Origin of the sequence: Paenibacillus sp. AN1007 (assembly GCF_040702995.1) — a bacterium.
Taxonomy (GTDB): Bacteria; Bacillota; Bacilli; order Paenibacillales; family Paenibacillaceae; genus Paenibacillus.
On sequence record NZ_CP159992.1, the window covers coordinates 5,100,664 to 5,116,971 of the forward strand.

The 16,308-nt window shown below is 49.2% G+C and carries 15 protein-coding genes; 1 reads left to right on the top strand and 14 read right to left on the bottom strand.

Going from position 1 to position 16,308, the window contains the following annotated elements:
* Nucleotides 1-47 precede the first annotated feature (47 nt).
* The 9 genes from ABXS70_RS22835 to ABXS70_RS22875 all read right to left on the bottom strand — a co-directional run bounded on the left by ABXS70_RS22835 (nt 48) and on the right by ABXS70_RS22875 (nt 9,525).
* A complete protein-coding gene (locus tag ABXS70_RS22835) occupies nt 48-2,420 on the bottom strand; it encodes an S-layer homology domain-containing protein (RefSeq protein WP_366291074.1) in 2,373 nt (790 codons plus the stop codon).
* Between the two features lie 217 nt (nt 2,421-2,637).
* Nucleotides 2,638-2,862, bottom strand: a complete 225-nt coding sequence (locus tag ABXS70_RS22840) for a hypothetical protein (RefSeq protein ID WP_342554108.1) — start codon at nt 2,860-2,862, stop codon at nt 2,638-2,640.
* A 70-nt stretch (nt 2,863-2,932) separates the two neighbouring features.
* A complete protein-coding gene (locus ABXS70_RS22845; RefSeq protein WP_342556216.1) occupies nt 2,933-3,754 on the bottom strand; it encodes a lipoate--protein ligase family protein in 822 nt (273 codons plus the stop codon).
* Between the two features lie 160 nt (nt 3,755-3,914).
* The gene (gene folE, locus ABXS70_RS22850; RefSeq protein ID WP_342554107.1) at nt 3,915-4,508 is read right to left on the bottom strand and encodes a GTP cyclohydrolase I FolE; all 594 of its coding nucleotides are present in this window, start codon (nt 4,506-4,508) and stop codon (nt 3,915-3,917) included.
* Between the two features lie 56 nt (nt 4,509-4,564).
* Nucleotides 4,565-4,828, bottom strand: coding sequence for a YneF family protein (locus tag ABXS70_RS22855; protein ID WP_272040305.1), 264 nt, complete (start codon nt 4,826-4,828; stop codon nt 4,565-4,567).
* 172 nt (nt 4,829-5,000) lie between these two features.
* Nucleotides 5,001-6,032 carry an HD domain-containing phosphohydrolase gene (locus ABXS70_RS22860; protein WP_342554106.1) on the bottom strand — a complete coding sequence of 344 codons (1,032 nt, stop codon included), beginning with the start codon at nt 6,030-6,032 and terminating at the stop codon, nt 5,001-5,003.
* Nucleotides 6,033-6,047: 15 nt separating this feature from the next.
* Complete coding sequence (gene queG / locus ABXS70_RS22865; RefSeq protein WP_342554105.1) at nt 6,048-8,015, bottom strand: tRNA epoxyqueuosine(34) reductase QueG; 1,968 nt, start codon at nt 8,013-8,015, stop codon at nt 6,048-6,050.
* 176 nt (nt 8,016-8,191) lie between these two features.
* The gene (gene lepB, locus ABXS70_RS22870) at nt 8,192-8,782 is read right to left on the bottom strand and encodes a signal peptidase I (RefSeq protein WP_366296745.1); all 591 of its coding nucleotides are present in this window, start codon (nt 8,780-8,782) and stop codon (nt 8,192-8,194) included.
* Between the two features lie 317 nt (nt 8,783-9,099).
* Entirely contained in the window at nt 9,100-9,525 is a 426-nt protein-coding gene (locus ABXS70_RS22875) for a GNAT family N-acetyltransferase (RefSeq protein WP_342554104.1), read from the bottom strand.
* A 417-nt stretch (nt 9,526-9,942) separates the two neighbouring features.
* On the opposite strand from ABXS70_RS22875, the gene ABXS70_RS22880 reads away from it, so the two are divergent.
* Nucleotides 9,943-10,554 carry a superoxide dismutase gene (locus ABXS70_RS22880; protein ID WP_342554103.1) on the top strand — a complete coding sequence of 204 codons (612 nt, stop codon included), beginning with the start codon at nt 9,943-9,945 and terminating at the stop codon, nt 10,552-10,554.
* Nucleotides 10,555-10,743: 189 nt separating this feature from the next.
* Here the strand turns inward: ABXS70_RS22880 and mutY are convergent, their stop codons facing one another.
* The 5 genes from mutY to ABXS70_RS22905 form a co-directional block, all read right to left on the bottom strand.
* Nucleotides 10,744-12,048: an A/G-specific adenine glycosylase gene (gene mutY / locus ABXS70_RS22885; protein ID WP_366291081.1), complete on the bottom strand. Its 1,305-nt coding sequence runs from the start codon at nt 12,046-12,048 to the stop codon at nt 10,744-10,746.
* 24 nt (nt 12,049-12,072) lie between these two features.
* Nucleotides 12,073-12,498: a holo-ACP synthase gene (gene acpS, locus ABXS70_RS22890; protein WP_342554100.1), complete on the bottom strand. Its 426-nt coding sequence runs from the start codon at nt 12,496-12,498 to the stop codon at nt 12,073-12,075.
* 398 nt (nt 12,499-12,896) lie between these two features.
* A complete protein-coding gene (nadE, locus tag ABXS70_RS22895; protein ID WP_342554099.1) occupies nt 12,897-13,706 on the bottom strand; it encodes an ammonia-dependent NAD(+) synthetase in 810 nt (269 codons plus the stop codon).
* A 159-nt stretch (nt 13,707-13,865) separates the two neighbouring features.
* On the bottom strand, nt 13,866-14,300 hold the full coding sequence (locus ABXS70_RS22900; RefSeq protein ID WP_342554098.1) for a BrxA/BrxB family bacilliredoxin: 435 nt from the start codon (nt 14,298-14,300) through the stop codon (nt 13,866-13,868).
* A gap of 219 nt (nt 14,301-14,519) precedes the next feature.
* Nucleotides 14,520-16,214: an ATP-binding protein gene (locus ABXS70_RS22905; RefSeq protein WP_342554097.1), complete on the bottom strand. Its 1,695-nt coding sequence runs from the start codon at nt 16,212-16,214 to the stop codon at nt 14,520-14,522.
* Between the last annotated feature and the right edge of the window lie 94 nt (nt 16,215-16,308).

A 16,308-nucleotide genomic window follows, 5' to 3' on the forward strand; every position in this document is an offset into this window, starting at 1 on the left:
CAGCTTATGCTTCTACTCTCTTTCGCAGCAGAGCCGTGTTTTAATTGTTATTCTTTAATGGATGCTGCCTGAACAGCTTCATAAGCCCAGTGAGTATCAGGAACGTCCGACCATAATTTCGAGCTCGTGGACGCAGGCTGCAGGTCCATCAATTTATTGATCAGAGTTACAGCCTCAGCACGCGTTACCTGCTGTTCAGGACGGAAGGTACCGTCGGTGTATCCTGTAAGAACTCCGGCTGCATTCAGCCGGGCGATGGCTTTCCGTGCCCAGTGCTGCCCCACATCCGTGAATGCAGCTGCAGCTTCGGATCCGGATGCCTGCTCATCTTTCAGCAAATGCTGTAATACGCTCGCAATCTCTGCTCGCGTCATGGCTTGTTCCGGTCTGAAGCTGCCGTCAGTGTAACCTCTGACGTAACCAGCGTTGGCAGCGGCAGATATATTATCATATGCCCAGTGACCCGCTTTAACATCCGTAAACGCTGTTTCGCTCTCGACTGATGATGCATCCAGTACACGCGTAATGAGTGCAGTCATCTCTGCACGTGTTACGAACCGCTCCGGTTGAAAACGACCATCGGCATACCCGCGAATATAAGGTTTTGCATCCGATGTATGGTCTTTCCAATCTTTCACTTGGACAACGGAAAACGTACTGAATTGGTCTACGCTAATCTCGATGCCCTGCTGGCCGTTATCCTTGTTCACCGCCACAAGCTTGCCATGTACCAGCTCCTTGGTTCCGCTGCTGTGTTCAATATAGACACCCAGATCGGCAGGATTCACACCTGCAAGCTGTTTGCTGTCAACGGGCAGTACAAGCGTTACAGGACGGCTCTGCAGATTGGTTTCAATTGTCATGGGACGTCCCAGCAGCTGCATGTTTTTGGTGCCAGCCAATTGAGCAATGGTATCGTTAGCCCGTAATCTTTGTTCAATCTCCTGACGTGTCTCCTGCTTTTTCACCGGCACCAGACGGAAATATACATCATCCGATCTGTCCTTCAATGAGGCAGCCGGAATCGTAATTTTTACGTTAGGGTTGGAGATCACCAGATCGATTCCATGCTCTGTAAACAACCGGGCCGATTGCTGCGCCAGTTTCACATCCCACCGGGAGACTTCATCCCTGCCATCGGGAATAAGAACAACTGCTGTACGCGAGCCCGTTTTCTTCAACTGATCAATAATAGATTGCGCCTTACCCGGAAACAGCCCAAGCTCGTCTTTTACCGTACCGTCTGTTTCACGGGTTCGGCTGATCTCCAGCGAGTCAATGGTCGAAGCCTGCTCGCCATTTGCCACATCCACTTTAATGCTTTCCTTCTGCGGAGCGGTAGATGCAGCTGTTGAAGATGTGGATGGAGAAGGTGTTGGTGTTGGTGTCACGATCCCTTCACCACCGCCGCTGCTTGGGGCTTGAGGAGTCACGGATGTCGAGACTTTAAATTCTGATAAAATGGCATGTTTGGAAGACCGAACAGCAAACACATAAGGCAGGCCGCTCGTTAGATTGGAAACGGTATAATGCAGCACATTTACCGGTCCTGCGATTTGAGTCCAGCTTGCCGAGTCTTGCGGCGCATCGCTGCCCTGATACATATATACGATGTACCCATCTGCCTCAGGGACGCCAGTCCAATTCAACTGCACTTTTCCATTGGCTGCCTGTGGAGTAAGCGTGGCAGGTGCCTCCGGCAAACCAGGTGTGACTGCATTAGAGACGACATAATCAGAAACTGCATGTTCCATTTCTGAGTGATACGTCGATGTGACCGCAAAAATATAGGTTCTTCCATCTACCAAGTCCGGAACTTCGTTTTCTGCGGAAAGGGTACTCGTTATGTCAATCCAGTCGCCGGGATTGGTTGGAGCCGCAGCACCTTCATACTTATAGACGGTGTATGTCCGGTTATCTTCTGTTGTCCAGCTCAATTTCACCCTGCCATCAATCAGCTTGGCATTAACCTGATCAGGAGTTATTAAAGTTACAAACCCTACAGCCTCAATAAGCTGAAGAAGGGAGTCTTCCCCCTCCTCCAGTGTAATAAGTGAATATTCAGAGCCGGGATTTAGATTGTTGAGAACAATAGTCTTTTCTTCACCAGGCTCTATTTCGAAATACGTGTGATTTGCTAACGCATTCGCTTTGCTGCCTTCGGGATCGGAAATGTCCGGGAGAATACTGGCTTGCAGATCATAATACACTGTGGCTTTATAATCTGATTTTAGAGTAATTTTAGCCGAATGGGGTGAGAGCAGGTAAGCTGACAGCACTCGAATGCCTGCATCCGCTCTAGCCACCTGTGCCCCCCATGCAGCAAATGGTAAAGCCAGCATCATGATCATTGCAATAAACATCTTCGTTAATCTCTGGAGCGCCCTACACCCGAATGCAGCTTCCGTGCTATCCTTCATATTGTTGATCTCCTTCTCAATGAGATTGGTTTGCATCTATGATGGAATCTTAGCAAAATATTCTGAACATTTTCTGAACAAAAACCGACATTATTCACGTTTTTTTCGATGTTATCTGCTTTCCATTGCTAAATTAGCAGCAAAAAAAGCAGATCTCTTCGTAGAGATCCGCCTCAAATATTAATCCATATTACACTTCATACATAACATCGCTGTATTATGAAGCACAGCCCTCGCACGCCACATAGTTGTCGCCAACCTGCTTGCTGATGGCGATCAGGTCGCCCAGCTTGATATCGGACTCCTCTGTGAACTCCAGGTCAGCAATACGCGCCACAATAAGGGCAGCAGCTTCTTCCTTGCTGGCTGCCATCTGGCTGAACTCTGATTTTTCACCTGTCGAAACGACCTCATACAGGTATGTATATCTCAATGTTTCCACTCTATCCTCTCCTTCCGAAATCACATCATACCATCTCTGTTACCCAATTCCAAGCCTGCTGAAAAAGAACTTAATCATAACGCTGTTTCATCTGCTCTGCCGTCAGCAGCACTTCATCCGCGCCAACAGAAAGCACCCGCTCTGTCTGTGAATGAGGATATCTCCTGCGCAGCGTACGCACCAGCGATGCTGTATACGCCGCACTGGATGGCACGCCTGCCAGCTCCTGCAAACTTGCCATGGTACCCGGCTTTACCTCAGGATATCCTTCGGTTGCTTCGCCCGAAGCTTCTTCATAAAAACTGCGTACTGCAGCAGCCAATTCATCTCCCCGGCCTTCTACAATGATAAAGGCTGTAATAATATAAGCTTTGGCCTGCCGCCTCTGGGCAATACCGCAAAATTTCAATCCGCTAACACTGACGTCATAATCTCCAGGGCAAAAGGCTCCCTGCACTTCCCCGGTCTGCGCCTGGGCCGACCAAGGTGTCAAAGACTCGGCTATAATCGAGGCCATCTCGCGAAAATCATCATGGATGTTAATCGCATGCCCCGGATTAGGCAGGATTAGTGATACATTCACTACTCCCGGGTTCAACGGAACCGCAGCACCGCCAGATGGCCGTACACATACGGCTGTCCCCTCACCTCTGATGCGTTCCATTGCTTCGACAGCCTGCGGCAGTCTTCGGTCACGCAGCCCGGCCACAAAGGCATCCGGATGCCTCCAAATATGGGCGACAGGCAGGTCTCCTGCTCCTACACGTCTGCACATGACTTCTTCCCATGCAAATGCATCCAGCACACTGCTGCCGCGGCGCATAAGCGGTGTCTCCCAAATCTGCAGACGCAGCGAGGAAGGCTTTTCGACAAACATCCCTTTTGCAGCCATATTCAAATCACTCTTCTCCGGCTCAGGCAGTTGATCGGCTTGAGATGGTATGCTCATCTTCCGTAACCTCCGACTAATGAATTCATATGTACTTCAACTCACAATGGATAAAACATATATAAATAAGCCGGTTCCCCAAGGAACTCGGCTTATTGTTCATTTACTCTTTCACCAAAGACAGAAACTCGGCACGCTGTGCAGGGTTATCACGGAAAGATCCGCGTACTGCAGACGTTACCGTCTTGCTTCCCGGTTTCTTCACACCGCGGGAGCACATGCACAAGTGCTCGCCTTCAACGACCACCATCACACCATGCGGTGCTACCGCTTCCGTCAGGATGTCGGCGATCTGTGACGTAATGCGTTCCTGTACCTGAAGACGGCGTGTTACAGCTTCGACCAGACGTGCCATTTTGCTCAAACCCACAATTTTCCCGCTTGGTACGTACCCAATATGTACTTTACCAAAGAACGGTGCCATATGGTGCTCGCACTGGCTGTAGTACACAATATCTTTCACGATCACCAGTTCTTCGTGATTCTCGTCAAAAGTGACACCCAGTACGTCACGGGGGTCCACTTCATACCCGCCAAAAATTTCTTCATACATCCGTGTTACACGTGCAGGCGTTTCCAGAAGCCCCTCACGTGTGCTGTCTTCTCCGATCAATTTGAGAATCTGTTCAACATGATACTCGATCTTATCCCGATTGTCGGATACTTTGGAATTCAAATAATCTTTAACGCCAGCCACTGCCAAGCGCCTCCTTTCGAACCACATACTGCAAGCGGTTTAATCTTTCCCAGCTATTATTTTCGGCGGCCCGAGTTTTTACGCGCAGGATGCTGACTCGGCTGAGGCATTTTTGCGCCCGGCTGTTGGTTCTTCATCATCTGCTGGGCACGCTGCATTTGCTTGCCGTTCAGGTTGTACCCCATTTGCTTTGCCATTTTCTGCAGCATGTCAGGGTCGCTTTGCATTTTCTCAAGCTGTTTACGCAGGTAGAACACCCCGATGAAAAATCCACCGACCAGACCCACAATCAATGTAATAATCGGTATTACAATCTCCATCTCTTAGACACCTCTGTATGCAATCTAAAAAACCTGATGATCTGTGCCAGTACACACCATAATTTATGAAAAATCATCCTTATGATGAACACATGTCACCGACCGGATTTCCTGAGAGTTATCATAGCATTTCCACACGCCGTGAGCAAACGCATTTTCCAGTTAAATGGGCTTATGTGAGCACACCTTCGATAAAGACCGTAGTCTGTTTGGCCAGGTCAATTTCAATAACGTCCAGCGAATAACGGGTGCTGCCTCGCGCTACCCGGATGACCGGTCTGCCCGGTAACCCTCGATGCTGACGGACAATAACGCCGGTTTCTTTGGTGGACAGCCGGACAGCAGTCCCATTGGGATATACAGATACGCTTTTGTTGAACTCAATCAGGATCTCCCGATCCAGCTTCGTTTCTGACAATGCCATCATTTTCTCACACGCTTCATGCGGAAGCAGGGGGCTGCCCGACAATCCATTAATCAGATTATCATAGATGTTTGCTGCACTGACAATTTTGGCAAACAGATGAATATCCTTGCCCTTGATACCTCTGGGTATTCCGCTGCCATCGACATGTTCATGATGCTGCAGCGCGGTATGGGCAACAAGTAGACTGAACTCCCGCTTGTTCTTGATCACTTCGAACCCGCGCCACGTATGGTGCAGCGAAGAAGTGGATGTGCCGCTGCCGCCCGGCGGCTCGCCTACTTTTCCAATATCATGCAGCAGTGCACCTACGGCCAGATCTTTGAGTTGATTGTAGTTGAGTCCCATATTCAGGCCGATAACCGAGGACAACAAACATACGTTCATCGCGTGAACATACTGCGCATTGTCCTTCGTACGGATATCTGTTAACTGTACAAGCAGCTCGCGCCCGTTCAGCACATCATTCAGCAGTTTGTCGATACTGAGTGCAACTTTCTTCGGACTCCAGTCTTTCCCGGATCTTACCGCTTCAAGTGTCACACTCATCTCATTGATAATCGCCCGTTTCGTGGCTTCGTCCAGAATATCTTCTGTATCCACATCTTTATACGCTTCATCCTGGATGTACAGCGTGGTTACCCCGATACGCTTCAGCGTATTGACCATAAACACGGTAAGCTGGACTCCGGCAGATAACAGCACTGTTCCGTTACTGGAATATACCGTTTTGCCCAGAATCTCCCCCGCCTCCACGCTCTCCACGTTTACATACTTCATGAACGTCCCCCGCTCTTACGATTGCTGCTCCAATGTGAGCAATTGCTCTTTGGTTTGCAGACCGCCTGCGTAACCCACCAGGGTGCCATCTTTACCGCTCATGCGATGACAGGGAATAATAATCGGGATCGGATTCTTGCTAATGGCATCCAAAACTGCGCGTACAGCCTTGGGCCGGCCGATCTTTTCCGCAACCTGTTCGTGGGTTAAGGCTTCTCCATAAGATATATCGGACAGAACCTGCCAAACTTGTAGCTGGAATGCAGTTCCATACCGTTCAAGCTGGAGGTCGAACGTCTTTCTCTCTCCTGCAAAATACTGCCGCAGCTGCTCAGCAGCCTCACTAAGCTTCTCTTCATTTCTCTCATACCGGTACTCCCCAATCCACGTACGAGCCCACTGCTGCAGGTGGGCTTCCCGTACATGAAAAGCACCAAAATCAATATGGCACAACCCCTCATCGACTGCACATAAGGTAAGCGTGCCAATCGGTGTCAGCAGTTCATCATAATATACAGGCTTGCCGTGAATCCCCGTGACTGCAGAAGGTTTCCACGCAGCTGCTTCCGGCTTGGCAGGAGCAGCCGGCTGTTCACTTGAATTTTCATGATCACCTTCATTTTTACTCATACTGCCAGCCCACGCGGCATCCAGTCCAAATTCAGTGTCTCTTACATGAGACAAAATTTTGGCTGCCTCTGGATGTTCTGGCTTCTTTACTTGCGGCAGCTCCTCTTGCTGCGTAATCTTCATTTCATCGGTTTGCTGCTTCGTATTCCGCTGCTCAGCCTGTGACTGATCGGGTATGGTCTCGGAAGATACCAATCTCTCCTTGGCCTTCTGCAGCATACTCAGCACGTTCCCATCTTGTTCGATCGCGGCAGCTTCCCCAATAGCTCTCATGGCTTCTTCCCCTCCAATTCTGCTCAGCGCCCAGGCGGCGGTTCCCCGCAGCTCCGGACGCGGATCACGCTTTAGTACCTGTGTTAGTTTAGGTACAGCGCTTTTGTCCTTGAAATTGCCCAGTGCAATGACCGCATTGCGCTGAATCGGTTTTTTGCCCCGCCATGCGGCGGAACTTTGCCCGAAACGCTCTTTGAATTCACGGTTACCGATATCCAGCAGCGGCAGCAGCAGCGGCTTTACAACCTCCGGATCGGGATGAAACTCGGGATGATGATCCCAGTTCTTGCCCCGATTCTTCGGACATACAATCTGACATGTATCACACCCGTATAGACGGTTGCCTATTTTGAGCATAAACTCTTCATCCAGAAACCCTTTGGTTTGGGTTAAAAAAGAAATACAGCGCTGTGCATTTAATTGGCCTGGGCCAACCAGCGCACCTGTAGGACAGGCATCGATACATTTCGTACATTCACCGCAATCTTCGGTTACGGGCGTATCAGGCGGAAATGGAATATTCGTCACCAGCTCGCCCAGAAAAATCCAAGAACCAAACTTCGGCGAGATAATAGCACAGTTTTTGGCACTAAAGCCGATTCCGGCACGCTGCGAGACTGCCCGATCCACAAGCGCCCCCGTATCCACCATGCTTTCAATCATTGCTTCGGGTACGCGTTCACGAATAAAATCCACCAGCTTATCCATTGCTTTGCGAAGCACCTGGTGATAATCCTGCCCCCAAGCCGAACGAGCGAAAATGCCGCGGTACGCGCCAGGTTCCGACTTCGGCGGGTTTACCATTTTGGACGGGTAAGCTACAGCTATGGCGATCAGGGAAGCAGGTTCGCCGTCCTGCAGGGCGGGATGCACCCTTTTTTCGATATCCGGCTCTTCAAACCCCGACGCATATCCCTTATCCCGAGACTGTTCCAGCAGCGATTTAAGGGACACAAAAGGGTCCGCCGCGGCGAATCCAATATCATCTATACCCAGTTCCGGGCCTGCTGCCTTGATTTCCTGCTTTAACGTCTCCCATACGGAGGCGCCTTGTACTGCCCCGGTCCGTACGCTCGTCATTTCCTTCTCCCTCTCTTCTGTCAGACACGTAATCTGTAAACAATGAACGCCCGTCTCACTTAAGAGATCAGGCGCTTAGCTATACGGTATATGACTTGCATAAAATTGAATTTACAGCCTACGTGCCTGTATGGTTAAACGCATCATGCGCTCTGAAGTTGTTGCGATCCAACATTTTACAGCTTTTTCATCTCCGAGAACGGCCAGAAAATAAACTCGGCTTTGCCCACGATCTCACTGGAAGTTATACTTCCAAACACACGGCTGTCCTTGCTTTTACCTTCATGACGGTTATCACCCATCACAAAAAAATGGTCTGGCTCAAGCGTTATCGGCCCGAAATCAGGGTCCTGTACCTCAATGTCGGTATAACTCTCTGTCTGCTGCACGCCATTAACATATAAATGATGGTCCTTGACCTCAATTGTATCTCCCGGCAGTCCAACAATCCGTTTCACCAGATAATCCTTCTTCCCCACATCTTCACTCGGGTCACGCAGCACAATGACATCCGATCGAGCTGGCTCGCCAAAATGATAAACCATCTTGTTCACAAACAAACGATCAGACTCCACCAGGGTTGGCTGCATGGACTGCCCTTTGACCATCGACAGATTAAAGACAAACAGGTTGAGCAGCATCATGATTACAAAAGCAACCACAATGGTCTTCACCCAATCCCACAGTTCGGTTGTCCAGGACTTGCCAGCTTGCTCAGGCACAGACTTCTGATTTTGCTCTTCAACAGTCGAATCCACGGAAGGCATATTAGAATTCAAAGGGACACCTCATTTATCGGTTTGTAGATTAAACGTACAACCAGGAATTTTACTCCCTTTTAGTCTACTCTATTTGGAAGTGTGAAACAATTGGAGATGCCCACCAGTATTAAGGATAAGGACGAGCACACTCGTTTCTAAACCCATATCTCGGAAAAAGAAAAGAAGGACGCATATCAAGCGCTGCCTCCTCATAAAAATAGAAAGGCATATCGATCACGCCAAGTTGCGTGAACAGATATGCCTAATATGAAATGAAAAGCTTATATTTCTTTGTCTAACTACACCGAATTCACCTGCACCGCTTAAGCCTTGGACAAAATACTAAGTTTCTGAAAAGCACTCAGAATCTTACTCGCACCATACCCCATTGCTTCGTACAAAGGCATGGCTGCTTTGTTGTGCTCATCACCGGCCACCCATATCTGGCTGACTTTGCGCTGCTGGAATCGCTGTTCCATAGCCTCGACAAGTGTTTTGCCGACACCGCGGCGACGATAGTCTGGATGAACCGCAATACGATAGATGCATCCCTGGTTTTGATCAATCGTACCGATCAAGGCGCCAACGAGGTCTCCCTCTTCTTCCGCAACCATGATCAGGTCAGAATCCCATGACAATTGACGGGCAAACGGGCCCATCGTGTTCTCATAACACTCTTCCGATAGTGCAACCTGGAGAAGCTCCGTCATCTGGCTTGCATCACTCAACTGAAAGGAACGAACGTGCATGTCTTAAATCTCCCTTTTCGTTAGCTTAGATGAGGTTTTACAAAAAAGGGGGTCCCCTTTTACCAAAAACCCGATGTTCATATAATGACAAAAAACGAGAAAATACCGCTTCTTCGTCAATTAAACCACACTTTACTCCATAAAACACGCATTTTCTTCTGAAAGCGCTTTATTGTAAACGTTTACATTGTTTTTGTTTACATTTTGCCGATTATATCTATCAATATCTCATAATATTATTCAAATCGGGTAAAATATGTTTGTAATCTCAGGCCCGGCTTTCGATTAACAGTTCAGGGGACTTAATAAACAAAAATGTTGATTAATTATCCCGAATGCGGTTTAATAATAGAGGCAGGGGTATTATTACATATGTACCTTAACAACAAATTACAAATTCTCAGGAGGTATTTCACTATGGCTTTTCAATTACCAGCACTTCCTTACGCTAACGATGCACTGGAACCACATATCGATGCACAAACGATGGAAATCCACCACGATCGCCATCACAACACTTATGTAACTAACTTGAACGCAGCTCTGGAAAGCGCTCCTGAACTGCAAAACAAAAGCTTGGAAGATCTGATCGCTAACCTCGACAGCGTACCGGAAAACATTCGTACAGCGGTTCGCAACAACGGCGGTGGACATGCTAACCACAGCTTGTTCTGGGAGATCATCGGACCAAACGGCGGCGGCGCACCTACAGGTGAGATCGCAGCAGCAATCGACAGCGAACTGGGCGGCTTTGACAAGTTCAAAGAAGACTTTGCAAAAGCAGCTACAACTCGTTTCGGTTCCGGCTGGGCATGGCTCGTTGTAGGCAAAGATGGCAAATTGTCCATCACCAGCACACCTAACCAAGACAGCCCGCTCTTCGAAGGCCTGACTCCGGTTCTGGGTCTGGATGTGTGGGAGCACGCGTACTACCTGAAATATCAAAACAAACGTCCTGATTACATCTCTGCATTCTGGAACGTAATCAACTGGGATGAAGTTAACAAACGTTACGCTGCAGCGAAATAAGACTGCGGTTAGAATAAAAAGCCTGAATCGATCCTTGTGACCGATTCAGGCTTTTTTTAATGTGTAATGTGGAATGCATGTGCGATGCTGCCAAGTCGCTCCCCTTGGCCCTGGAGTTAATGCCAAAGCCCACTTGAGCTTGCCGAAGGGTTCAAAGCATACTGCGATGTTCATTACCCTATTTTTTGATTACTCCACTGCCTCATCATAGGCTCCGGCAAAATAACTGCGTAAAAGTTTTAAAAAGACATTCGGGAACGCTAGCTTCTCCATATCTTCCGGACCGATCCATTGGTAAGTAAGGCCATCACTTTTACCTGTCAGCGCTTCCTGTATCGCGTGAGCGGTGATGGATGCTGCATCGATGTCTTGGCTGGCGTCATCAGCGGAAGCAGATGACATGGCAGCTGGAGCCGCTCCCGCCAGTGATGCCGCTTGCGCATCGTAGGCGGCTCTGGCTTCCGCAGCGATCAGCGGAAGCTCACTGCTCTGGTCCTGCTCGGTACACTTGTACACCTGCAGGTTCCAAACAATATGGCTGAACACATGCTCCGCATGGGTGGCCAGCCCTTCCGGGCGGGCAGCGAAGCCTTCCGCCCACAGACTGCCGGCCAGCAGAGCCATGGCCGGCTCATCCGCCAGCGGCACTGCCGCCTTCCCCGCTGCGGCAGGCGCCGCCAGCACATGCGGCAGCTCCCACATCCGGGCCAGCAGGCCAGTCTGTGGACGCTGACGTACAAGCACACGGCCGCGATGCACGCCGCGGCCTTCTACCAGGGCAACCAGCCGCTGCTCAGGGCGCGGCGGCTTGGCTTTGGTCTTGACCGGCAGCGTAAGCTCTCTTCCGGCAATTCTGCCGGAACACTGCTCCATCACCGGGCAAGTCAAGCAGTGCGGCGCTTTGGGTGTGCACACCAGCGCACCAAGTTCCATCAGCGCCTGATTGAAATCACGCGCTCGCCCTTCCGGAATGAGCTCTCCCGCGAGCTCTTCCATCAAAACCCGCGTGCTGCCCTTCATAATATCCTCATCGATGAGGAAGTATCGGGACAGCACCCGCATGACATTGCCGTCCACCGCAGGCTGCGGCTGGTTGAAGGCAATGCTGAGAATGGCCCCGGCTGTATACGGGCCGACCCCTTTTAATGCAAAGACGCTCTGCTTGTCCTGCGGCATCTCTCCACCATGCAGCTCCATCACCTGTCTTGCCGCCGCCTGAAGATTACGTGCCCTTGAATAATATCCGAGTCCTTCCCAATTCTTCAGCACCTCTTCCTCCGGTGCCTCCGCAAGAGCCTGCACGGTCGGAAAATTGCCGATAAATCGATTAAAATACGGAATGACCGTATCTACCCGTGTCTGCTGCAGCATGATCTCCGATACCCACGTAAAATACGGATTATTGTGGCGACGCCACGGTAAATCCCGACGATTAACCATGTACCAATCCAGCAGATTCACGCTGAAATGTCGTTTCTGTTCTTGTAAACCCATATGCCCTTCCTTTCCTTTTCCCCGCTACTTCCACTCTTCCTTTTCTCTGTCGATCTCATATACCTGCTCCACAATGGCAAATGCCGCTGCCAGCTCTGTCTGATGTGTAATGCTCAGATGAATCTCATACTGTTTATCGTACGGCAGTTGCAACCGCTCCCAAGCCCGACTGGACAGTGAGGCAACCGGCCGTCCTGACGGATCAGGCAGTACTTCGATATCAGTGAATCCCATCACAGCGCCAATCCCGCAGCCAAAAGCCTTGGACACTGCCTCTTTGGCGGCAAACCGACCCGATACGAACTCTGCCATCCGCTTCCCGCGCCTGGCCGCGATTTCCCGTTCAGCCGGAGTCATAATACGTTTCATCAATGCTTCTGCCTGACGGCCGGACAGCAGCCTGTGCATACGTCGAATCTCTAAAACATCGTTACCGATGCCATATATCATAACGATTCACCTGCTTAATCTTTTAGACTGTAAAAGATAATTCGTAGTTCAATTCATGTGCAGTTTCCCGAACACGTATTCTATTGTAGCAGGAGGCGTGCATGGATGCGAGTATCTGTTATCCGCATTTCCACTTTTGCTAAAATTTTCAGCAGTTCAATATAATAATCTTCATCCTATTGTTTAACGACTGTGGACTTGGAACTCACGCGGCATCGTATAAATTGAAATTGTCAAAAGTACAAACGTACGGAGTTGTGGTATCCATAAAACGGTCGAGATGTGGATGTAAAACAACAAAAAGAGCCGCTGCTTAAGGCAGAGACTCTCTTTTGTAAGCAGCGATTCATTTGCAAAATAAACCCTGCTGCTCGAATTATATTTCCCAATTCCCAACCTTAGATACCGGGAATCGCATTGCGTTTGTGATGTGTACGTGTATAAAAAGCTTCCAGACGCTCCTGCGCGGCAGGGTCAATCTGCTTACCTTCAAGGTAATCGCTGTTCGCTTCATATGAAATGCCCAGCTCGTCCTCGTCGGTTTGTCCTTCCCATAGTCCTGCTGAAGGAGCTTTGTCCAGAATGGATTGCGGCACTTTCAGGTACGCAGCCAGCTGACGTACTTGGCGTTTGTTGAGCGTGCTCAGCGGTGTGATATCCACGGCTCCATCGCCCCATTTGGTGTAGAAACCTGTGATCGCCTCGGATGCATGATCCGTACCTACAACCAGCAGATTCTCTTCAAATGAGAGAGCGTACTGCATCACCATACGTGTTCTTGCTTTCACATTCCCCTTGCCTTGATGAGTCATATGGCGCGGACTTCCAAGAGATTTGAATCCCTGCTCCACTTCAAGCGCAATCTCATTCACAGCATCTTCGATATTGGTTTCCACAACATGTTTCAGGTCGTACGCTTTCGCTACCGCATAGCTGTCCTGGATATCCGCCTGCTCTCCATAAGGCTGGAACACACCCAGCGTTTTGTATTCCTGATTGTTCTCTGCGGTAAGCTCGTCTGTGGCTTGTTTGCAAAGCGCTGCCGCTACTGCACTGTCAATCCCCCCGCTGATCGCAATCAGCAGTCCCTTGGTACCGGAATTTTTCACATATGTCTTCAGGAAATCCACACGCTTACGTACTTCCTCGGCTTCATTAATGCTCGGTTTAACCTTCAATTCGGCGATGATCTGTTGCTGCAAACTCATCGTTCATACACCCCGTTTCTACAGTAATGGAAGTTTTGTTGAATAGAAGTTTGGTTATGGGTCAGCTTGAAAGGTTCGAATGGTTCAATAACCTGATCTGTCCAAAATGAAACGCCCCGGCATCGGGCATCCGAAGTGCGGGGCGTTCTATGGAGCGGATTAACGGCAGTAACGGTCAAATGCACTGGTCAAATCAGCCGCGATTTCCTCTGCTGAACGATCTTCCACTTGGTGACGCTCAATAAAGTGAACGAGTTCTCCGTCTTTCATCAATGCGATGGACGGTGAGGATGGTGGATATGGCGCAAAGAATTCACGTGCTTTCGCCGTTGCTTCCTTGTCTTGACCTGCAAATACAGTATAGAGGTGATCCGGTGTAATATCGTTCTGAAGTGCCTGAGCAACCCCTGGACGACATTGACCTGCTGCACATCCACATACAGAGTTAATTACAACCAGTGCTGTTCCTTTGGCATCCGGCAGACTCGCTTCAACCTCTTCCGGTGTGCGCAGCTCCTGGATTCCCAGACGAGTCAGCTCATCCCGCATCGGCTGAACCATATCTTTCATGTATTGATCAAATGACATCGACATTCAGTTTCACTCCTTATAATGGTTGTTCTATGATCTCGTTTGAAAAGTTAGAGGACAATAGCCATGCACAGACAGATGCGTCCATATCGAAAAAAATGGATACACTGTGCTATTCCTATTATACATCCCCAAGCAATGAAAGCAAGGTTCAGACAACACCTGCGGAACAGCTTTCCCTTACTTATTATGACTCAGGGTCTGGCAAAATATGCTGACTCTCTAGCGCTGGAAGGCAACTTTGAACGTAGTTCCCTGTCCTTCCTCCGATTCAACCGTAATTGTGCCGTTGTGCCGCTCAACAATGCTTAGACACATGGATAATCCAAGTCCGGTACCTTTTGCTTTGGTTGTATAAAATGGTTCGAACAGCTTCTCCTGCTTCACCGGCGGAATACCAGGACCTGTATCGTGTACACACAGCTCAACCTTGTCATCCACCATTCGTGTTTCCAAGGTAAGCACACCTTTTTCAGTCATGGCTTCCATTCCGTTCCGGGCAAGATTAAGTACGACCTGTTTGATTTCTTTGGAATTCAGATGCAGTTTCGGCACATTATGAGCCAGCATCAGCTCGATGCTCTGTCCCCGAAGATTGGCATCTGCCCAGAGCAGCGGACTGAGTTCATGAATGATGTCGTGCAGCTGCGATTCTTCTTTCTCCGCTATCCGATTCTGAGCCAGAGACAGAAAGTCGTTAATGATGCTGTTGGCTCTGTCCAACTCCTCCATTACGATCCGGTAATAATGATCAAGAGATTCCGGGCTCTTTTCCTGCATTAACTGGAGAAATCCCCGCACCACAGCCATCGGATTACGCACCTCATGTGTAATGCTCGCCGCCATCTGCCCCACCAGGCTGAGACGATCTACATTATCCAGTTCGCTGCGCAGCATCTCAAGTTCGGTCACATCCTGAATGATGATCATCGCTCCCGAGACTTCCTTAGAGCCATTCGCCGTATAAGCATAGATCGGTACCGTCCGGGACAGAAATACATGTGAGCCGTACCGGACCGTCAGTACATTCACTTCACCATGTACCACGGCTTGATGAATGCTGTGATCCATCTTGTCAGCCTGCTCCTGCTCTACAAATTGACTGGCATGCTGCCCGATCAGATTCTGAGCTGAAGTGCAGGGCAGCTGTTCCTTTGCTGTCTGTTTCATCAGTTCATTAACAAAAACCACTTTGCCTTCAATATCCACCGTAGCTATTGAAAGAGGAACCGCATTCAAAATCTGGTGCAGTTTCTCCGTTTCGGTCAAGTAGTATTGATGCACTTCGGAAAGCTGCCGCTCCATTCCGCGATAACGTTTCATCCGTTCCAGCCACAGCTGACTCATACTGCCTGCAGCCAGTGCACCTGCCACATATCCGAATGAGGACAAAATGAGGTAAACTTTCGAATACGCTGTATCCGGATAGACGGAGATGACCCATAACAGACTCGATACAGCCAATTCGGCGGTAACCAGAGCAATGACCATACCCATTTTGCGAGAACATGCATTGTGCTTGAATCGTTTGGCAGACAACCATACAATAGGATAGAGAAGAATACCGGTGTGAAGAAAAAATCCGTACAGATCATAGGAATGTGCTAAGAGAAAATAGAAGAGAATATGTAGAACAGACAAGGCTGCACCTATGTGGACTTTACAATATAGAATCGCCAGTGTAACCGGGATAATACTCATGGATATAGGAACGGTCTCGGTACCTTCAGATAACGCAAAAAGCAGACACAGCAGCATACTGAACACACTCGCTGCCGCAAAACTGATACTCACTTTATCTGCATGATCTATTCGCTTGACCTGTTGTTTGGAGAGACCCAGATAAAATAAGGGAATCAGGAATACTGCCGATCCGGCCAGCAGTACTTGTAAAAGAATGTCCTTTAACGCAACCACAACGTCATCTCCTCCTCTGCCCGCACATTCCCTCATTAATTCTGATTAAAACATAGGCGACAGTTTATTACAATATATCGCTTAAGGCTGCAAA